At 55.2% G+C, this 19,173-nt stretch carries 19 protein-coding genes; 11 read left to right on the top strand and 8 right to left on the bottom strand.

All coding sequences use genetic code 11. The features are described 5' to 3' along the window. The first annotated feature begins 84 nt into the window (after positions 1-84). Entirely contained in the window at positions 85-285 is a 201-nt protein-coding gene (locus tag BN2684_RS03700) for a cold-shock protein (protein WP_058300824.1), read from the top strand. Between the two features lie 120 nt (positions 286-405). Here BN2684_RS03700 and BN2684_RS03705 read toward each other — a convergent pair whose 3' ends face one another. Continuing rightward, positions 406-1,758 carry an alpha/beta hydrolase gene (locus tag BN2684_RS03705; protein ID WP_058300825.1) on the bottom strand — a complete coding sequence of 451 codons (1,353 nt, stop codon included), beginning with the start codon at positions 1,756-1,758 and terminating at the stop codon, positions 406-408. Between the two features lie 146 nt (positions 1,759-1,904). Beyond that, entirely contained in the window at positions 1,905-2,867 is a 963-nt protein-coding gene (menA, locus tag BN2684_RS03710) for a 1,4-dihydroxy-2-naphthoate polyprenyltransferase (RefSeq protein ID WP_058300826.1), read from the bottom strand. Positions 2,868-3,332: 465 nt separating this feature from the next. On the opposite strand from menA, the gene BN2684_RS03715 reads away from it, so the two are divergent. From BN2684_RS03715 to BN2684_RS03760, 9 genes are all read left to right on the top strand, one after another. Then, positions 3,333-4,235, top strand: a complete 903-nt coding sequence (locus BN2684_RS03715) for an FMN-binding protein (RefSeq protein ID WP_058300827.1) — start codon at positions 3,333-3,335, stop codon at positions 4,233-4,235. Positions 4,236-4,325: 90 nt separating this feature from the next. Then, positions 4,326-6,209, top strand: a complete 1,884-nt coding sequence (locus tag BN2684_RS03720; protein WP_058300828.1) for an NAD(P)/FAD-dependent oxidoreductase — start codon at positions 4,326-4,328, stop codon at positions 6,207-6,209. 188 nt (positions 6,210-6,397) lie between these two features. Next, the gene (locus tag BN2684_RS03725) at positions 6,398-6,868 is read left to right on the top strand and encodes a hypothetical protein (RefSeq protein WP_058300829.1); all 471 of its coding nucleotides are present in this window, start codon (positions 6,398-6,400) and stop codon (positions 6,866-6,868) included. 10 nt (positions 6,869-6,878) lie between these two features. Beyond that, positions 6,879-7,886: a polyprenyl synthetase family protein gene (locus BN2684_RS03730; RefSeq protein WP_058300830.1), complete on the top strand. Its 1,008-nt coding sequence runs from the start codon at positions 6,879-6,881 to the stop codon at positions 7,884-7,886. A gap of 196 nt (positions 7,887-8,082) precedes the next feature. Further along, entirely contained in the window at positions 8,083-9,087 is a 1,005-nt protein-coding gene (locus BN2684_RS03735; RefSeq protein ID WP_058300831.1) for an ROK family protein, read from the top strand. A 272-nt stretch (positions 9,088-9,359) separates the two neighbouring features. After that, positions 9,360-10,500, top strand: a protein-coding gene (locus BN2684_RS24150; RefSeq protein WP_234340146.1) for an IS630 family transposase whose coding sequence is annotated in 2 segments (ribosomal slippage) — positions 9,360-9,799 and positions 9,798-10,500 — 1,143 coding nt in all. Because the reading frame shifts where the segments join, the coding sequence is not laid out codon by codon here. Between the two features lie 153 nt (positions 10,501-10,653). Beyond that, positions 10,654-11,874, top strand: coding sequence for an MFS transporter (locus BN2684_RS03750; RefSeq protein WP_058300833.1), 1,221 nt, complete (start codon positions 10,654-10,656; stop codon positions 11,872-11,874). Then, complete coding sequence (locus BN2684_RS03755) at positions 11,871-12,482, top strand: sugar O-acetyltransferase (protein WP_058300834.1); 612 nt, start codon at positions 11,871-11,873, stop codon at positions 12,480-12,482. Before BN2684_RS03750 ends, BN2684_RS03755 begins: the two co-directional genes overlap by 4 nt. A 222-nt stretch (positions 12,483-12,704) precedes the next feature. After that, entirely contained in the window at positions 12,705-13,604 is a 900-nt protein-coding gene (locus BN2684_RS03760; RefSeq protein WP_058300835.1) for an AraC family transcriptional regulator, read from the top strand. Positions 13,605-13,728: 124 nt separating this feature from the next. On the opposite strand, the gene BN2684_RS03765 is transcribed toward BN2684_RS03760, so the two are convergent. The 5 genes from BN2684_RS03765 to BN2684_RS03785 are packed head-to-tail and all read right to left on the bottom strand — an operon-like array spanning position 13,729 to position 17,260. Beyond that, positions 13,729-14,520, bottom strand: coding sequence for an energy-coupling factor transporter transmembrane component T family protein (locus tag BN2684_RS03765; RefSeq protein ID WP_058300836.1), 792 nt, complete (start codon positions 14,518-14,520; stop codon positions 13,729-13,731). Positions 14,521-14,573: 53 nt separating this feature from the next. Next, positions 14,574-15,437, bottom strand: a complete 864-nt coding sequence (locus BN2684_RS03770) for an ATP-binding cassette domain-containing protein (protein WP_058300837.1) — start codon at positions 15,435-15,437, stop codon at positions 14,574-14,576. Continuing rightward, complete coding sequence (locus BN2684_RS03775; RefSeq protein ID WP_234340147.1) at positions 15,413-16,336, bottom strand: ATP-binding cassette domain-containing protein; 924 nt, start codon at positions 16,334-16,336, stop codon at positions 15,413-15,415. The genes BN2684_RS03770 and BN2684_RS03775 overlap by 25 nt, the downstream gene beginning before the upstream one ends. Further along, complete coding sequence (locus BN2684_RS03780; protein ID WP_058300838.1) at positions 16,333-16,878, bottom strand: Gx transporter family protein; 546 nt, start codon at positions 16,876-16,878, stop codon at positions 16,333-16,335. The genes BN2684_RS03775 and BN2684_RS03780 overlap by 4 nt, the downstream gene beginning before the upstream one ends. Then, on the bottom strand, positions 16,862-17,260 hold the full coding sequence (locus tag BN2684_RS03785; RefSeq protein WP_058300839.1) for a NusG domain II-containing protein: 399 nt from the start codon (positions 17,258-17,260) through the stop codon (positions 16,862-16,864). The genes BN2684_RS03780 and BN2684_RS03785 overlap by 17 nt, the downstream gene beginning before the upstream one ends. A 215-nt stretch (positions 17,261-17,475) precedes the next feature. Here BN2684_RS03785 and BN2684_RS03790 point away from each other — a divergent pair, with 215 nt between their 5' ends. Beyond that, positions 17,476-18,552: an FAD:protein FMN transferase gene (locus tag BN2684_RS03790; protein ID WP_058300840.1), complete on the top strand. Its 1,077-nt coding sequence runs from the start codon at positions 17,476-17,478 to the stop codon at positions 18,550-18,552. Between the two features lie 176 nt (positions 18,553-18,728). Here the strand turns inward: BN2684_RS03790 and BN2684_RS03795 are convergent, their stop codons facing one another. Continuing rightward, entirely contained in the window at positions 18,729-19,043 is a 315-nt protein-coding gene (locus BN2684_RS03795; protein WP_058300841.1) for a hypothetical protein, read from the bottom strand. Positions 19,044-19,173: the final 130 nt, after the last annotated feature.

Here is a 19,173-nt window from a genome sequence, read left to right on the forward strand (position 1 = left end):
TGTGAATTTTTTATTTAAACGTAAGCCAATTATGTGACAAATAAAAAAGCTCCATGTTAAATAAACTATTGGAGGTATATCCCCATGCAACAAGGAACAGTAAAATGGTTCAACGCTGAGAAAGGCTTTGGCTTCATCGAAGTGGAAGGCGGCAACGACGTATTCGTACACTTCAGCGCAATCGTAGGCGACGGCTTCAAGACGCTGGACGAAGGCCAAGCCGTAGAATTCAACGTAGTTCAAGGCAACCGCGGACCGCAAGCTGAGAACGTTGTAAAGCTGTAAGCTTCATTTCTCGTCAACAGGGGTTGCTCGCAGGCCGTTTCAAACGGCCGGAGCAACCCCTGTTTGCTGTTCGGAAGAACCCCGCGATTCGGGGGCGAGGGAGTGGAAGCAAGGTGGGGATCAGGTTAATACGTGCCAGCTCTCCACTTGATAGCGTAACGATTGATCGCGATCGGTTGTGAATTCGTGTAGGGGCGGGAGGGAACCGTCCAACCGCCGCTCATTGTCGCCAAAGCCCTTGGATACGGCAAAGCGGAAGGTGAGGCCGCGCGGAAGAAGGGCTGTGCCTTCATAGAAGCCGTCGGGCCGGCGGAAGGTCTCGATGCCGGCAAAGACACGGGTCTCCTCCGGAGTCGAGGACGGGACCTCCACTACGACAGACACCCTCACTTGCTCCGGCAGAGTTGCTTCCACGGTGACCTCGGAGCTCGCTTCGAGCCCGGCGTACTCGGCGACCAACATCGTGGAGCCGGACGCTTTGCTCGTGAGCAGGCCGTCCTGCGCGACTTCGACAATTCCAGCGGGCATGGTCCGGTAATCGGCGGCGAGCAGGCTGCGCATGAAGCCACTGCTGTATCGGAGCACCGGATTGGCCCGGATCGGCGAGCCCTGCAAACCGATGGAGTAGCTTTTCTGGAAAGAAAGGGAGACCGGCTTTCCGATGTCGCCGAAGAAATAGAGCAGCGGGGCATGAATGCGGGCGGCCCAGTCGGTTTGTGAATGGCCGGCGGATTCGTCGAGGTAATACATCAGATCGTCGCCGTCCCGAAAGCCTTGATCGATCAACATGTCGGCGGCTTCGCGTGCGTGACGGGCCATGAGCAGCCCTTCCGCCCCGCCCATGTCCAACCAGACCCGGATCGGCGGCTTGCTCGGATAACGCTGGTACAGTGCGGTTTCCTCTCCCAGCAGGTGCTGCGGGGATTTGCCGGACAGCTGCGCTCTCACGAAGAACGGGGAGAGAATGCTTGCCATTCCGAACACATCCGGGCGACGGAAGCCGAGGTTGTAGCTCACCAGTCCGCCGGCAGAAGAACCCATGACGGCGGTATCGGCGGGACCTGGCAAGGTGCGGTAAGCGGCATCGATGTACGCCTTGACTTCCTCGATCAGGAACTTCTCGTAGTTCACGCCTTGAGCGACGGAACCGAACAGCTCCCGGATGCCTTCCGAGTCATGAAAGTACTCATGCAGACGGATTTCCGGGATGCTGGCGGGTGCGACGATGAGGAGCTTGCGGATTTTTCCTTCCGCGATCAGCCGGTCCGCCGTCCGATGCATCTCCCAGGATTCTCCTCGCTCGTCGCGGCCGAAGACGTGCTGGCCGTCATGCATATACAGCACGGGGTAGCGGGTGTCCTCTGACTCCGCATAGCCCGGCGGCACGTAAATGTACAGGTCCCGGCGGTTGTTCAGCACAGCGGAGGGGAAATCGGGAATACGGATGACTTGCGAAGGGGAAGCAGATGGCATGGGGGTTCCTCCTTATTGAACGAATGGAATACAAAAAAGGCACAACCCACGGGCAATCAAGCGTCCGAGGTTGTACCTTTGCAGGTAAACAGTGCCTTTTGTATTCTCCCTCGTTATAAGGGAAAACCGCTGAGCTGTCAAGTTCTTTAACCCCGCCCGATGAAGATGGCTAACACCAGCACCACGATGCGGGCTGAGGACAGCAGCATAAAGGTTTTCACCGAGAGGCTGAACGTGACGGCTTTGACCTGCTGCTGTTCAAAGCGGCGGATATTTCGGCTGAGCGGTATTGCCGTGGCGAGGATGATCAGCAGCAGATAGGGCGGGATGCCGAGCAGGAAGAGAGCGATTACGTCCACGTAAGAGACGTAGTAGATGATCCGGAACAGGAGCAGCGAATTCTTCTTGCCGATGTATTGGGGCAAGGTATAGCGCCGGTTCTCTAGATCGTCCTCCATGTCGCAGATGTTGTTCGCCAGCATGATGTTGGCGATGCCTGCTATCGTCGGTATGGAGATGGCAAAAACAGCCAAGATCTCGACAAGATTAAGGCGCAGGTTGACGATGCCGTCGCGGATTGCGGTGAGATCCAGCTGAGCGATCTGTCCGGCATCGGTCTGGATGAAGACGGTGATGAAGAGCAGCACGAAGCCCATGAACAGGCCGGAAAAGAGCTCGCCGAGCGGCATGCGCGAGATAGGAACAGGTCCGTAGGAATAGAGAATTCCGACCAGAAAGGACAGGCCCCCTAGGAAGAACACCAGAAGATCGCTGTTCAGGACGAGGAGAATGCCAGTCGCGGCGGCGATGGCAAGCAGGAGCAGGATGGTCGTCACCACCGTCTTTTCCCGCAATTGGTGGCTCACGATCGCGTTGTGGCTCTCATATCCGTAGCCGCTCGTTTTAATTGCTTTTTTGTAATCCATATAATTGTTGATGGCGGTAGTGGCCATATCGAAGGACAGAAGCGAGATCAACATGAGCAAAAAGGACAGCAGATCAAACCGTTCGAAGCGGAAGTAGGCATACAGCGTTCCGATAGCAAATGGAATGATACTGGCTGCTTTGGTTTGAATTTCGACCAGCTTAAGGAAGCTGCGTATGTTCAAGAAAATCACCTGCTTACGAGTTCTGGATGTTCGGATACAGACAAAAACCTGCGGTGAGGCAGGTTCCATTGCCGATCATATCGTGCAGAGAGATATTTGTCCATAGGAATGAAAATGATTCTTGTTTTCACAATAATTTCTGTCATAATGGATGAGGGTGTTTCGAATGCAATGTGCTTCCTCCTCGAAAACGAGCTTGTTCCTCTTGAACGGATGTTTTTTTTCGAAAGCCAAACTCATAAGCATGAAATTGGGGTAATATAGGGGAGGGTTAGAAAATCCGCTCCGAAAACGATGCTTTTTGCCCCGGATTAGCGAAATGATGGGTCGAGGAGAAATTCACAGATTCTATAAGCATGAAGTGATAAAAATCACTATATTTTTTTCTCAACTGTTGATATAATCAATCTACGTGTGAAATGAATCACAGTTAAGAACACGAACAAAAAGGGGAGGAACACTGCAATGAAGAAATCAGCAGCAATCTTTTTAACTCTGACGCTCACCGCCGCTCTGGCAGCAGGTTGCGGCAGCAAGGAATCCAGCGAATCGGCAAGCCCTTCGGCTTCTACGGCTCCTTCGGCTTCCACGGCTCCGGCCGCATCTCAAGCTCCGGCAGGCCAATATGCCGACGGCGTATATTACGCTCAAGGCGACGAGTTCGATGCCAAAACCGGTTGGAAAGAAGTTGTCGGCCTTAAGGTCGAAGGCGGCAAAATCGTATCCGTTAACTGGACCGGCTTGAACAAAGACGGCGGTATCGACAAGAAGGAATATTCCGTCGAAGGCAAGTACGGCATGAAAGCTGGCGGCGCTTCCTCCGAATGGCATGAGCAAGCCGCTAAAGCCGAGCAATTCCTGCTTGAGAAGCAAGATCCGGCTGCCATCACGGTGAACAGCGAAGGCAAAACCGACGCGATCTCCGGCGTATCCGTTCACGTAAGCGGCCTTGCTACCCTCGCCAAGAAGGCTCTCGACGCTGGACCGGTTGAAGCAGGTCCTTACAAAGACGGCACCTACAAAGCCGAAGCCGCTGATTTCGATGCCAAAACAGGCTGGAAAGAAACGGTTGTCCTGACGGTTCTGAACGGCAAGATCCTTGCTGTTGATTGGAACGGCGTCAACAAAGACGGCGGCACGGACAAGATCACCCGTTCGAAGAGCGGCGAATACGGCATGAAAGCCGGCGGCGCTTCCTCCGAATGGCATGAACAAGCAGCTAAAGCCGATCAGTTCCTGCTTGAGAAGCAAGATCCGGCTGCGATCACGACGAACAGCGAAGGCAAAACCGACGCAATCTCCGGCGTATCCGTTCATGTAAATGGCTTCGCAGAATTGGCTAAGAAAGCTCTTGATCAAGCAAAATAAGCAAGTGGCATCCATCCGGAACCCGCGGCAACGGCACTATGCGCCGCGGGTTCAAATCATCCAGTCTGAATCTATCGTGAGGTGTATCGTATGAAACAGATCGTTGTCCTGGGCGGCGGTTACGGCGGCGTCTTAACGGCCAAGAAGCTCGGAAAGCAGCTGAAGAAGCAAGATGTACGCATTACCCTCATCGACAGAAACCCCTACCACACCCTTCTGACTGAATTGCATGAAGTTGCCGCCGGCCGGGTGGACGAGGATTCCATCAAGGTCGATCTGAAGAAGGTTTTTGCCGGTTTCAAAAATGTCGATGTTGTACAAGATGAAATCGCTCATATCGATTTCGATTCCAAGAAGCTCCATGGCGACACCAAGGCTTATAGCTACGATTATCTGGTCATCGGCACGGGCAGCAAGCCGACCTACTTCGGAATTCCGGGGGCGGAGGAGCATGCGTTTTCCCTGTGGTCTTTCGATGACGCCGTCAACCTGAAAGAACAGATTCTCAACATGTTCCGGAACGGTGTAAAAGAACGGAACGCTGCGAAGCGCAAGGAAATGCTTACGTTTGTCGTTGTTGGCGCCGGCTTTACTGGCGTGGAAATGATCGGCGAACTGGCTGAATACGTTCAGGATCTCTGCCGAGAGCATCATATCGAGCGTTCCGAGGTGGACCTCTACGTTGTCGATATGGTCGACAAAATCTTGCCTATTCTTCCTGAAAAGCTCATCAAGAAGTCCGAGCGTTATTTGAAGAAGCTGGGCGTTAACATCATCACGGGTTCGAAAATTACGGGAGTCACCGAGCAAGGAGTACAACTGGGCAACCGGGCGATCGCATCCAAGACGGTCATCTGGACGGCTGGTGTCGAAGGCTCCGAGCTGGCTGGCAACCTTGATGTCGAGCAGAAGGGCCGCAAGCGTCTGCTCACCAACGACAAGCTGCAAGTTCCGGATCGTCCGGAAGTGTACGTTGTCGGGGATAATATCTTCTACATTCCGGAAGGCGCGACCGCTCCGGTTCCGCAGATGGTCGAAAACGCCGAACAGGCCGCTCCGATCATCGCCCACAACATCGCGTCGGAATTCCTCGGCAAGCCGAAGAAATCCTACAAGCCGAGCTTCCACGGTATGATGGTCAGTATCGGTAGCCGTTACGGTGTTGCCAATGTCGGTCTCCCGAACATGATGTTCCAGCTGACCGGCTTCATGGCCATGCTCTCAAAGCATGCGATCAACATCCTGTACCTGTCCCAAGTGCTTGGCTTCAACAAGGTGTACTCCTACCTTCTGCATGAGATCTTCCATGTGAAGCATCGCAGAAGCTTCCTGGGCGGCCACTTCTCCAAGCGTTCGCCGAACTTCTGGCTCGTCCCTCTCCGGATCTTCATTGGAGTCAAATGGTTCCAGGAAGGCTGGGAGAAGCTGGGTAAGATCATGGACGATCCGAACAAGATTTTCTTGATTCCGGCGTCCAGCGTAGCCAAAGACGGAACGGCAGGGGCTTCCCTTGCCGAAGCGACGAAAGCCGGTGCTGAGGCAGTCGGAGCGGATGCTGTGGCAGCTGCTTCCAAGGCTACATCGGAAGCCCTGTCCGCCCTTCCGGTATGGGACTGGGTTCACAAGATCGTCGACTGGTCGATGAACCTGTTCTTCTATACCAATGACGGCGGCTTTACAGGCCTCGCCAAGGTGTTCCAATTCGGTATGGTCGGTGCGGAATTGATCTGCGGCGCTCTCCTGATCCTCGGTCTGTTCTCGGCTCCGGCGGCCATCATTACGATCGCCATGGGCTGCATGATCTGGGTGTCCGGTATGGCTCCGCCCGAAATGCTCTGGTACCTGTTCGCAGGCTTCGCCTTGATCGGCGGTTCGGGCAGCACGCTCGGCCTCGACTATTACGTCTACCCGTGGCTGAAGAAAGTGGCTAGACGCATTCCGATCATCAAGCGTTATTACCTGTACGCGGATTAATCACAAGCCCCAAGAAGAGAGAGGAGCCTGTCGCTTTCAACGAAGCGCGGGCCCTCTCTTCTCAGCGTTTGAGAAGTCGCAGGAAAGCCCTCGTTTGTCGGATGCCTGCATCACCGCCTGGCGTGCCGGGAGGGGATGCAGGTTTTTTCTGAGACGAAGAGCGGGGAAAGCCGTAGAGAAGGGTATAGATGGACAACGAAGGAATGGGGATCATGGACAGGAAACTGATTCAGGACACGCTAAGCAAAGTGGAAAAGCTGATGGACCCCTCGACCGGAATCCGTCTCGATAACGGGGAAGGCAAGCTCGCCGACCTGGCGGTCCTGCTTAATGAGACACCGATCTCACGCAAGCGAAAAATCGCCATTCTGGGCAGCTATCTGCTTCTTCACTTGGGGCTGGAGAGCCATCAGGAGTTGGATAGCCAGAAGAGCGAGGAGCGCACGCGGAGCCTGCTTGCCGGAGATTATCTGTTTGGGGTGTACATCCGCTGGCTGGTCCAGAATGAGGAGCGGGATCTGCTCGCGTACCTGTCGCCCGTTCACAAGAAGATTCAGATCGAGCTTGCGACAGGACTCCCGCTTACGCTGGCGCTGGCCGAGCTGTTCACCGAATTTAAACGTTATCTGGCAAGCTGTTCGGAAGGACAACGCCCTTAAGGAGGCCGCAATGAAGCTTCATGAAGCCCTCCGCATCGATCTCACGGAATTGAATGAGCAGCTGATTGCGATTGCCGCGTCCGATCCGGACGCCAAAGGACACTCTTGGATTGGAGAAAGCGTAGCCCGGCTCGTAGAAGCCGGCGGCAAACGACTCCGCCCCATGATGGTCCTCGTCGGAGCGCGATTTGGGCTGGAATCCGATCCGACTCATGTGGGGAAAGCCGCACTCATTCTTGAATATCTTCATATGGCGTCGCTCATCCATGACGACATCATCGACAGCTCCGATCTTCGCCGGGGAGAACCGACTCTGCATAAAGCGGTCGGCATCCCGGAAGCGGCCCATATCGCCAACTACATGATGGCGCGCGCCGTGGAATGGGCGATGGAGGGGGAAATAGACCCTGCGGAGGATGACCGGCGGGAGCAGCGCAGCGACAAGCCGAGGCTCGCCGATGTCGCCTCTCTGCTGATGCAGCTCTGTATGGGCGAGTACCAGCAGTTGGGCAACCGCTTTAACTTTGATCTGACGCTGCCCGACTATTTGGAGAAGTCCCGCAACAAAACCGCTGTGCTGATGGCCAATTGCTTTCGCATCGGGGCGGAGCTCAATCAAGCCAATAAAGCCGTGTGCAAGCGGCTCTATGCCTTTGGCGAAGCGCTCGGAATGGCTTTCCAGATCAAAGATGACGTGCTCGATTACAGCGAAACCTCGGAGCAGATTGGCAAGCCGGCAGGCTCGGATCTGCGGGGCGGCAATGTCACGCTTCCGGTGCTGTACGCTCTCGAGGACAAGGACTCCGAGCTGGCGAGGGAGATCCGGTCGCTTGGAGCCGATTCACCTGATGAAGCTTTCGCCCGAGTAACGCGGCAGGTTGCCGCAAGCGGTGCTATTGAACGCTCGCTTGAGCTAAGCCGCGCTTATGCCAAGAAGGCCGCGCGCATCATCGAGAAGCTGCGTCCGCATCCGGCGACGGAGGACTTGGACATTTTTCTTCGTTATTTTACGGAATAGAGGACATCCCCCTGTGAATGGTGAAAGGCAATTCGGAACAATCGTGAGCAAACGACTCCGGGCTGCTTCACTTACGGGGGGATTTTTTGCGCAAAAGGATGTTAATCTGGGATTTAACCGAATGGAAAGAGGCTTGGAGCAATAGAAGGGGGTAGAGTATACTAGGATCATCCCGATCGAATTAAGAGGGGGACTTATGAAAAACGCAAATGCCAACCTCATGAAGGAAATTAATTTGAACAACGTGCGCCAGGTGATGAAGCGGGTCGAAACGGCAACCAAGCCGCAGCTGGCCGCTCTGACCAAGCTCAGTGTGGTGACGGTCAACTCTCTGGTGAAAGAGCTGCAGGATCGTGGGGAGATTGTGGAGGATGAACCCGTTCCTTCAAACGGAGGAAGGCCCGCACTTACCTATCGGTTCAATTTCGATCACAGCCTCGCGCTTGTCCTGTACATGAGAGAAAAAGAAGGCCAGGAGCTGATCACCGCATCGGTCGTGAACCTGGAGGATCGCATTCTGCTGAAAGAGGAGCATGCCATGCCCGTGTTTGATCGGCAGCCCTTCTATCAATTGATTGGGCGGCTTCTCGAAGCATACCCTTCCATTAAGGTGATTGGCATAGGGATTCCCGGACAGGCCGTGAATGGGGAAGTGATGGTTACCGGTCACCAGGGGCTGATGGGATATCGCATGATCGAAGAGATAGAGAACCAGTTTGGACTGCCGGTTATGGTGGAAAATGACATGAACGCCGCCATAAGCGGATATTGCGCAAAACAGGAATCGGACGACGAACCGTGTACCGTGGGGATCTACTTTCCTGCGAAGTATCCACCCGGGATGGGCATCTATCTCGACGGAAGGATCGTCAAAGGAAAGAACGGCATGGCGGGGGAAATTCGTTATCTTCCGATGCCCCTCGACTGGCATGGGCAAATGGATCAGGAAACCTTCATCGATGCGGCTTGCCGAATCATTCAAAGCGTCAATGCCGTGCTTGCTCCCGATATAGTGGTGATCTATCAAGACCGAATTGAGGCCGCCTGCTGGGGGCCGGCCTGGGAGTCTTATTGCTTGCATCATCCCCTGCCAGCTTATCCGGAAGTGGTGCTGAAGGAGACGTTTCAAGAGGATTTTGAGGCTGGCATGCGGTGGCTGACACTCAAAGAACTGGAGCCAACTCTGGCGCTACTGCCGTAACGGAACCTTGAAAGGCTGATGCGGGTAGAGCCTTTTTCCTGTATTGACAACGAACGGCTCTTATCGCATACTAACTAAAGATACTTTATAAAGTATATTTTATAACTGGTGCACGGTCAGCCCTAATCGTGTGGATATGAATCGGTGTCAATGGGTATGGAAAGTTCTGCGGAGAGCACGGTTTATAAGCTGACAGCGTACTAGTAGCTCTTCAATTCTAATAGTATGAAAATGCAATCTGTGGTAAAGTAGTGGCAAAAAGAGGTAATACGATGCGACCGATAAGCTATCCGATATCACTGTCCGAAGAAGAGCGAAACCAGTTAACCGTGGTGGTATCGAAAGGAAAGGCAAGCGCTCGTGCCATCCGCCGGGCACACATTCTGCTGGCGGCCGATAAGAATCGTGAAGGCGGGGCCTTAAAAGAACGGGAGATTGCCGAGCGGTTAGGCGTGCATCCCAATACGGTCTATGCCATTCGTAAAGCGTATACCGAGCAAGGGTTGGATGGAGCAGTGAAGCGAAAAAAGCGGGTGACTCCCCCTGTTGCTCCCAAAATAACCGGAGAAGTGGAGGCAAGGATCATCGCCCTAAGCTGCAGTGCACCCCCGGAGGGACGAAGCCGCTGGACCCTGCACTTGCTGGCGAATCGAGCGGTCGAACTTCAGTATGTGGAGGGGCTCTCCTACGAAACTGTCCGGCAAGTGTTAAAAAAACGAGCTCAAACCCCATCTTCATAAATGCTGGTGTATTCCCCCCGAGCAGAATGCCACATTTGTCGCTGCGATGGAGGATGTGTTGGATGTCTATCGGTTGCCCTATGATGCGGATTGCCCCGTGATCTGCATGGACGAGAAACCCTACCAACTGTTGGATGAAGCCAGACAGCCCATCCCTATGAAGCCCGCCCAACCTGAACGTCAGGATAGTGAATATGTCCGAGTTGGCACCTGCAGTATCTTTCTTTTCACGGAACCCTTGGGCAGTTGGCGTCATGTGAGCGTTCGGGAGCAACGCACGCGAATCGAGTGGGCGGAACAAATCCGGGAACTCCTGGACGTTCATTACAAAGACGCACCGAAGATTCGGCTGGTGATGGATAATCTCAATACGCATGCGATCGCTTCACTCTATCAAGCGTTTGATCCGCAGACCGCTCGTCGTTTAGCTAAGCGAATCGAGGTTCACTACACGCCCAAGCATGGCAGTTGGCTCAATATGGCAGAGATCGAGCTCAGTGTTCTGACGAGTCAATGTTTGGGACGTCGCATTCCCTCCATTGCCGACTTGACCATTGAAATGTCTGCTTGGGAACAGGCGCGCAACCTTTCCCAAAAGGGAGTCGATTGGCAGTTTACTACCGAGGACGCTCGCATCAAGCTAAAACGACTTTATCCACGGTTTAAGAATTGAAGAGCTACTAGTACGCTGTCAACCTTAATCGTGTGGATACGAAGCGGCGTCCATCGGTATGGGAAGTGGTGCGGAGTCCACAGTTTTTGAGTTGACAGCGTACTAGTTGAAATTTTCTTGCATTGTGAAAATCATGCAGGAGAGGGTGCACAGGTGGCTACTTGGTTTTTGGTTGTCATTTACTTGGCATTTATCAGCCTGGGACTCCCGGACTCCTTGCTCGGGTCTGCTTGGCCTGTGATGCGTCTCGATCTGGGCGCGCGACTGGACTCGGCCGGGATTTTGTCCATGATCGTATCGGGGGGGACCATTCTATCCAGCTTGGCAAGCGGAGCTGTCGTTCGACGATTGGGGACGGGTCGAGTGACCTTGATCAGCTGCATTTTGACCGCAGGCGCGCTGTTAGGCTTCTCTCAGTCGCCTTCATTCGTCTGGCTGGCGCTCCTGGCGATCCCTCTCGGTCTCGGGGCGGGGGCTGTCGATGCGGGATTGAATCAGTATGTAGCGGAGCATTATAAGGCTCATCATATGAATTGGCTGCATTGCTTTTGGGGAGTCGGTGCAACGATGGGGCCGATCCTCATGTCCGCTTCCCTAACCGGTCCCCATTCCTGGAGGGGCGGTTACGCCACGGTATCCATCCTTCAGTTCGCGCTGGTCTTCGTGCTGTTCGTCACCCTTCCTCTGTGGAACCGCGTCGCGGCGAGCCGCGAAGGGAGCGGCTCGACAAATGAATCTCCGGGTGAGCTTATCGAGCCGAGCGGGCAAGTGAACGGGAATATCCTCCGGCTCCGAGGAGTCAAGCCTTCTCTCGCGGCTTTCTTACTCTACTGCGGAGCGGAAAGTACCTTGGGGCTGTGGGGAGCCAGCTATCTGGTAGGCGCGCGGCAGGTGGCAGCGGAGACGGCAGCCGGATGGGTCTCCCTGTATTATGGAGGGATTACCCTCGGCAGGTTCATTACCGGTTTCCTGACCTTCAAGATCCCCAACAAGTCGCTGATTCGGTATGGGCAGCTGGTCGCCATAGCTGGCGGGATTCTCCTGCTGCTTCCGCTTCCCGCTGCGGCTTCTCTCATTGGGATTCTGCTTATCGGACTTGGACTCGCTCCCATCTATCCGGGACTGCTTCACGAGACCCCGTCACGGTTTGGGCGAGCGAATTCTGCTAAGCTCATGGGAGTTCAGATGGCGGTGGCCTATGTAGGCAGCACCTTTCTTCCCCCCCTATTTGGAGTTCTCGCCGCACGGACGAGCATGACCTTTTTCCCCTACGTCGTGTTAGCCTTTCTAGCGCTGATGCTGCTGAGTGCGGAGAGAGTCAATCGGATTTTGGTGGAGCGCATCGATCATGAGAAAGGAAGGACTAGAGGATGAATCAAAAGGAACGAATGCTGGCGGGCTTGCCTTACAAAGCCTGGCTGGATGGTTTGAGTGAAGAGAGAATGGCCAATAAACAGAACATTCGGGAGTACAACCTTCTTGAACCGGATGATCATGAGAAGAGGAACGAGTTGATCCGCCGTATTCTCGGCAAGACCGGGGAGCAGGTTCATATCGAGGCCCCCTTCCATTGTGATTACGGCTATAACATCGAGGTGGGGAACAACTTCTACGCCAATTTCAACTGTACCATTCTCGACGTAGGCAAGGTGATCATCGGCGACAATGTCATGTTTGCGCCGAATGTATCGATCTATACAGCCGGTCATCCGATTCACCCGGACTCCCGCAATTCGGGCTATGAATATGGGATCGGCATCACCATCGGGAACAACGTCTGGGTTGGCGGCAACGTCATCTTGAACCCTGGTGTTACCATTGGCAACAATGTCGTAATCGGCGCGGGGAGTATTGTGACCAAGGACATTCCGGATCACGTAATCGCGGTGGGAAGCCCCTGCAAGGCGATTCGAGAAATCACCGAAGAAGACCGGAAGTATTACTACAAGGATCGGGAATTCGATGTAACCGATTATCGGTAAAATACAGAGGACAGCAGACGTCATGGCGACGGTTTGCTGTCTTTTTCAATGAGCGTTCCTTTTCCAATTCCTGTCTGATTGGTTTGGAGAGGAATTCGGAGATCGCTGGGGAATGAGTAGAGAAGCACGATCACGTAACGGACCCGTTTACTTGAATTGATCGTCCCATGCAAAGCAAATCTAGCAATCCATGCTACCATAAGAGCGAGAGGGGATATCCGCTTGAACGCCTTTGAACGAATGAACGCAGTCATCGATTATTTGGAAGCGAACCTGACAGGGGAGATCGATTATGCGAAAGCCGCGAGGATTGCCTGCTGTCCCAAGGATCAGTTCTCGCGATTGTTTTCGTATCTCACCGATATCACCTTATCGGAATACATTCGACGCCGAAGGTTGACGTTAAGCGCCTTTGAGCTGCAGCAGGGCGAGGGAGCGATCCTCGACCTCGCCTTCAAATATGGCTATGACTCTCATGCCGCGTTTTCCCGTGCGTTTAAAGAGTTCCACGGATTTTCTCCATCCCAGGCTCGAAGCAAGAGCGCCGTATTTACCCTCTTTCAGAAAGTGACCTTTCAGGCGCAAAATCCGGGAAAAGAACGGAGTGGATGCAAGGTGGCTATGTTGGGGAAAATCGAGTTTCTCGACCTTCCGGCGGTTCGCATGATCGGCAGGAAGGTCATCAATGGAGCGGGAGAAAACCCGGACAATCCGGTTCCAGCTTTATGGGCAAAGTGTTTTGAAGAACAAGCGTTTGAGACGTTAGAGCGCTGTTCTCCGGTAGTCGACTATTATGTCGGCTGGATGGGGGAATACGACCCGGAAACGAATACCTTTACTTATTTGGCGGGCATGCTCCTGCCAGCGGGGTCCGAGGCTCCCGAGGGCTTCGACTACCGGGACTTGGCCCCTTGTCTGGTGGGGGACGGGTACATCAACGGCAGCTTTGCGAACGGAGAGGTCTTCTGCCATGCTCATGAACTCACGGTAGGCGGGATTATCGAAAACGGGTACGAGCCCGATTATTCCAAAGGCTGGAGCGCGGAGGTGTATCCGAAGGATTTGTCCTTCGAGGCGGAGGAAGGGACGATTCATTACTTCTGTCCGTGCCAAAAAGCTTGAGACGCTGCTTGGCAATGCCTGCGAATAGCAAAGAAGCCCCGCTTTCCTTATGGAAAAGGCGGGGTTTCTTTTGCGTGATCATCGTGTTGGTGCGATAGCGCATGCGAAAGGTCAGAATGCCGAATCAGACGAGCTGGGTGATGACGATGAGCAGGGCGGTCGCCGCGATCAGGAGGGTATCGCCCCAGCCCCAGGTCAGCTTGTGGAAGCGGGAACGAGGGGCGTGCAGCCGATAGCCGCGCGCTTCCATAGAATCGACCAGCTCTGCCGCCCGGCGTATTGCGCCAACCGTGACCGGGACGAGCAGCGAGATGAGCAGCTTTGCCTTCTGCAGCACGTTCTGGTCAACCAGGTCCATCCCTCGCGAGGCTTGGGCGCGCAGGATTTTGTTCGCTTCCTCAAATACGGTTGGGATGAAGCGCAGCGAAGTTGTCAGCATTAGCGTCACCTTGCGCGGGGAGATGCGGAAGAGCGAGAGCGGCTTCATCAGGCTCTCCAGCCCCTGCGTCAGGAGAAGCGGGGGAGTTGTCAGGGTAAGCACCGCTGTGAAGGCGACGAACAGCACCATCCGCGCGACGGACATGAACCCCTTTTGCAGGCCGCCGGAGTAAAACTTCACCGGTCCCAGATCGACGTACCAGGAGCCGCCGGTATCGAACAACACGTGAAAGACGAAGATGAACGCCATGAGAAAGATAAGCGGCTTCAGCGTACGCACATAGGTGATGAAAGGAATCCGGGTAGCGGCCATCACCCCAATGGAAAAGGCGGCAAGAACAGCGAGGTCGACCGTTGAGCGGACGAGAAAGACGGCTGCCATGAACAGCAGCATAGCAAGTGTTTTGGCACGAGGATCGAGCCGATGCACCGCCGACCCGGTCTCGATGTATTTGCCCATAATCATGCGGTTGGCCATGCGGAACGTTCCTTTCGGTTGCGAGATAAGAATGGAGTGATCCTGCAGAGGGCTCAGGCTTTTTCACGGACCGTCTGCTCAATGAAGCGGGCGAGATGGTCGGCGGGATAAGGCCCTTCCGGAAAAGGAACCTGGAAGCGCTCCGAGAAATCGCGCAGGAAGCGGACGGCGGGCGGGGTGACGATCCCGGCCTGCTCCATGAGTCCGCTGTCGGCAAGAAGTTCCTCTGGCGGGCCGTGGAAGATGGCTTTCCCTTGGTCCAGGAGGACGTAGTCCTCGGCAAAGGGAAGCACCTCCTCCAGCCGGTGTGTGACAAGGATGACCGTCTTCCCCCGGCTTTGGCACAGGTCCGCGAGCAGCGAGAGCAGCTCTTCGCGGCTGGCCTGATCCAGCGTGGCGGCGGGCTCGTCCAGGACGAGCACATCGGGATCGGCGGCAAGCACGGTGGCAATCGCCGTCTTGCGCATCTGCCCGCCGCTCAGGTGGAAGGGATTGCGGCCGAGGAGCTCGTCGTCGAGGCCAAGCGCTCGAGCCGCGCTGCGAGCGGCTTCCCGGGCTTCCGGCTCCTTCATGCCGAAGTTGAGCGGGCCGTACATCAGGTCCTGCTCGACCGTTTCGGCAAAGAGCTGCTGCTCCGGGAACTGGAAGACGAGCCCTACCCGTCTGCGCAGCTCCTTCATCCCTTTGCCGGACAGCCCCGGCTCCAGGAGAAAGTCCAGGATGCGAATCTTCCCGGCCGAGGGGAGCAGAAGTCCGTTGAAGTGCTGGAGCAGGGTCGATTTGCCCGAGCCGGAGGCTCCGAGCACGGCGATGAACCGTCCTTCCTCCAGCACGAGATCGAGCGCGTCCAGGCCGGTCCTCCGCTCCTGGTTTCCGCTCCGGTACGTATAGGTTACTTGCTCGAATTGAAGCGCCATAATGCCTCCATGAGTTCACTTTCGTCCGATTGCGGGCCGATGGGCAGCCCGAGCCGCGCAAGCTCGCCGCTCAGCTCCATGGCGAAGGACGGCTTCAGCCTCAGCCGCTCCAGCAGAGCGGGATCGGCCAGCAGCTCGCGCGGCGTTCCATCGGCGATGAGATGCCCGTCTGCAATCGCCAGCATCCGGTCGGTGGCGAGCATCTCGTCCGTATCGTGAGTGACCGAGAGGAGGGTATACCCCCCCTCCTCTCGCATCTCACGGATGACGCCAAGAATCTCGGTTTTCGCCTGCTCGTCGAGCATGGAGGTCGCTTCGTCCAGGATGACGACCTTCGGCTCCATCGCGAGCACGGCGGCGAGCGCCACCCGCTGCTTCTGTCCGCCGGACAGCTCCGCCGGGTGGCGGCCGAGGTAATCCATGATGCCGAGCTTTCCGGCGTAGCGGTTCAGCCGCTCCGTCATCTCCTCTCGGCTCATGCAGCGATTCTCCAACCCGAAGACGATGTCGTCGGCTACGGTTAGGCCGACGAACTGGTTATCGGGGTTGGCGAACACCATGCCGATGCGTTCCCGCACGTCTCCAAGCGTCGCATCGGTAAGCCGGATTCCGTCGACGGTGATCTGCCCGCCGCTCACGGGGAGCAGGCCGTTCAGCCGTTTGACGAGGCTTGATTTGCCCGAGCCGTTCGCGCCGACCAGGCTGATCCATTCCCCGGCGCGCACCGAGAAGGAGATGCCCTGCAGGAAGTTCGGTCCGCCCGGCTCGTGGGCGCAGCTGATTTCCTCCACAAGGATCATGGCGTCCGGCGATGCGGAAGCTTCTAATCCTTCTGAAGCTGCTAATGCTGCAGAAGGATTGGTTATCTCCCGCTGTTCCACTCGTTCGGTCCGGTTCATCGCACACCTCCCACCGGGCGCAGGAGGCCCAGCTTGTCGATGGAGCCGATGAGGAAGTTCGCGGCGATGCCGATGAAGAAGCCGGTCACCACACCCGAGACAAGGAGCAGCGGCAAGTAGTAGAAGATCGAGGTGGTGCCGAGCACGAGTGCCGCTGCACCGAGCTGCCCCAGGTTATGGGCGATGCCGCCCATGATGCTGATGGCCGCCAAGCTGAAGAAATCCTTCTTGACCCGAAGCAGGACGAACATGACGAGGAAGCTTGCCATCGAGCCGAAGAAGCTGAACAGGAACGTCGAGAACGTGCCGAGGATGAACGAAGTTAAGAGTGTCTTCAAAATAATGAGAGAGACGGCGTCTCTCCCTTTGAAATAATAGAGGCAGGTCAGCACCATGATGTTGCCGAGCCCAAGCTTGGCTCCCGGTATGGCGATCGCAAAGGGGATGAACGATTCGACGATGCCGAGCACGACGGCAACGGAGGCGAGAATGGCGATCATGGACGCATTTTTCAGTTCCTCGCGATCAGGAGGCAACGCCATCGATTACCCCTCCTTGACCGGTATCGCTGACGACCTCAACCATCAAGCGATGCGGCAGGCAGACGATGGTCTGACCGACCGCCGTTACGTTGCCGAAAGTGAGACAAAGCTTGTCTGGACAGTCGGCGTCAATCATCTGAATGCCGCTGTCGTGCAGCTTCAGCAGGTTGTACCCATATTTCGTGTTGATCTCCAGTTCCTGCTCCACGGCTCCAAGCTCGACCGTTTTGTAGGGCTTTCCGTCAACCGTGATCTTCGCGTATAGCTTTCCGGAGGCAAGGCCGGCATCCTTTTTCAGAAGCGGGGGGAGAATGAAGACCGAGGCGATCAAGATGACGGCGGCCAGCAGGATGAGATCAGCTTTTTTGAACAGCTTCAGCATAAAACCAACTCCAATAAGAATAAGGGTGCGCCTCCGCTCACAGACAACGAAACGAAGCGGGACCCACCTGTACCATTTGTCACAAATCGGATTTGACCATTTGCTTTTATCCTACCATAATAAGAAGGAAAAAAGAAATGATACCCGGCTCGCCTCCGGTCTGCAAGCGACAGCATTCGGCGAGCGATGCCGGAGTCAGCATCAGGAGGCTCCACATGAGTAAGCAACTACGCGGGAAATGGCCTGTGATGATTTTAATCCTCGTATGCCTCATCGTCAGCGGTTGCGCCAAGCAGTCGCCCTCGGCAAGCCCGGCGGCGGGACAGGCGAAGATTCCGGTGAGTGAGACGTATTATGTCTTCGATACGGTCGTTACCGTGAAGGTCTATGACGAGAAGATTCAAAAGGACCAATTTGCGCATATCGGCACCATCCTCGATAACGTCGAGCTATGGCTGAACCGGGAAAACAAGAACAGTGAAATCTACAAGGTCAACCAAATGGCCGGAAAAGAAGCCGTCAAGGTTTCTCCCGAGGCGTTCAAGGCCGTCAAGTCTGCTCTCCAAGATTCCATTGACTCGAACGGGGTGTTTGACCTGACAATCGGACCCATCGTTTCCTTATGGGGAGTGGGCCAGGAAGGCGCGCACAAGCCAGCGGACAGCGATATCGCCAAATCGCTCGCTCTCGTCAATTACAAGGAGGTAACCTTGGACGAGGCGAATCAGACCGTGAAGCTGAACAAGCCGGGGATGTCGCTTGACATCGGCGGCACCGGGAAGGGCTATGCCGCTGATCTCATCGCCGAATATCTGGAGTCACAGGGCTTCCACAGCGCCATCATCGACATGGGCGGCAATCTGCTCACGGTAGGCCAAAAGCCGGACGGAAGCGACTGGAACATCGGCATTCAAAACCCGGACCAGTCCCGCGGAACCTCGGTTGGCACCGTCAAGGTAGGGCCGATGGCCATCGTCGCTTCGGGCATCTATGAACGCTTTTTTATTGAAAATGGCGTTCGCTATCACCACATCATGGACACATCCACCGGGGCTCCGGTGCAGAATGAGCTGGCGAGCGTCACGATCCTCACCGATCAGTCGGCCATGGTCGGGGAAGGACTCGACAACTGGGTGTTTGCCCTTGGACTTGAAAAAGGACTTGCCTACGTCGATTCAAGGGAAGGCGTTGAAGCCGTCTTCATCACGAAGGATCAAAAGGTCTACGTGAGCAAGGGACTGAAGGGCAAGCTGGTGATGAGCGATCCCGGATTCACCCTGATGGGCGAATAAGTGCCATAGGCAGTTGAACACGTTTGAAGAATACGAGAACGGACTGCTCTAAGAACGGGTGGCCTGTATAGGCAAGGTCACATAGAGAAAACCAGTACCGGGCCGGTACTGGTTTTTTAGTATTTTGGTATACTGATATGCTGATTTACCGGTATGCCGAAAAGAAAAGATGGGGGTCATGCCGTTCTTGAGTGCAGGCGCCTCCACATGCCGGCCAGAGAATCAAGGAACCATCCGACGAGAGCGAACGACCCGAAATAGATCAGATAAGCCGGGAGCCGAAAGGAAAAGAGGGCGCTGCTTCCATCCAAGAATGGGTTCTGAGCACTCACGAGCCAGACCGGAAAAGGCCGGTCACTTAAGAACGCCGATAGGATGGGATTCAGGTGAATCGCTGCATTTGCAAGCTCGCTGCCTGCGAGATCGGCGATACAGACCACCAGACCGAGCAGTGTAAACCAGAACGCAAACCTTCGAAACCAAATGAACATGGTTCGACCTCCTAGAGGGGGGATGGTGAAACCGGACAGTGGGAAAGAAAATGTGGATGTGGAAATTCTAGCTCCCTGCCAAGTGTTATATAAATGAAACGCTTCAAAATGGAAAAAGTTGCGTAATCAA

This window comes from Gorillibacterium timonense (assembly GCF_001457415.1).
Lineage (GTDB): Bacteria > Bacillota > Bacilli > Paenibacillales > NBRC-103111 > Gorillibacterium > Gorillibacterium timonense.

Coding starts and splice junctions, on each gene's coding strand:
- BN2684_RS03700 (WP_058300824.1), top strand. CDS start 85: ATGCAACAAGGAACAGTAAAATGGTTCAACGCTGAGAAAGGCTTTGGC.
- BN2684_RS03705 (WP_058300825.1), bottom strand. CDS start 1,758: ATGCCATCTGCTTCCCCTTCGCAAGTCATCCGTATTCCCGATTTCCCC.
- BN2684_RS03715 (WP_058300827.1), top strand. CDS start 3,333: ATGAAGAAATCAGCAGCAATCTTTTTAACTCTGACGCTCACCGCCGCT.
- BN2684_RS03720 (WP_058300828.1), top strand. CDS start 4,326: ATGAAACAGATCGTTGTCCTGGGCGGCGGTTACGGCGGCGTCTTAACG.
- BN2684_RS03725 (WP_058300829.1), top strand. CDS start 6,398: ATGGACAACGAAGGAATGGGGATCATGGACAGGAAACTGATTCAGGAC.
- BN2684_RS03730 (WP_058300830.1), top strand. CDS start 6,879: ATGAAGCTTCATGAAGCCCTCCGCATCGATCTCACGGAATTGAATGAG.
- BN2684_RS03735 (WP_058300831.1), top strand. CDS start 8,083: ATGAAAAACGCAAATGCCAACCTCATGAAGGAAATTAATTTGAACAAC.
- BN2684_RS03755 (WP_058300834.1), top strand. CDS start 11,871: ATGAATCAAAAGGAACGAATGCTGGCGGGCTTGCCTTACAAAGCCTGG.
- BN2684_RS03765 (WP_058300836.1), bottom strand. CDS start 14,520: ATGGCCAACCGCATGATTATGGGCAAATACATCGAGACCGGGTCGGCG.
- BN2684_RS03770 (WP_058300837.1), bottom strand. CDS start 15,437: ATGGCGCTTCAATTCGAGCAAGTAACCTATACGTACCGGAGCGGAAAC.
- BN2684_RS03775 (WP_234340147.1), bottom strand. CDS start 16,336: ATGAACCGGACCGAACGAGTGGAACAGCGGGAGATAACCAATCCTTCT.
- BN2684_RS03780 (WP_058300838.1), bottom strand. CDS start 16,878: ATGGCGTTGCCTCCTGATCGCGAGGAACTGAAAAATGCGTCCATGATC.
- BN2684_RS03785 (WP_058300839.1), bottom strand. CDS start 17,260: ATGCTGAAGCTGTTCAAAAAAGCTGATCTCATCCTGCTGGCCGCCGTC.
- BN2684_RS03790 (WP_058300840.1), top strand. CDS start 17,476: ATGAGTAAGCAACTACGCGGGAAATGGCCTGTGATGATTTTAATCCTC.
- BN2684_RS03795 (WP_058300841.1), bottom strand. CDS start 19,043: ATGTTCATTTGGTTTCGAAGGTTTGCGTTCTGGTTTACACTGCTCGGT.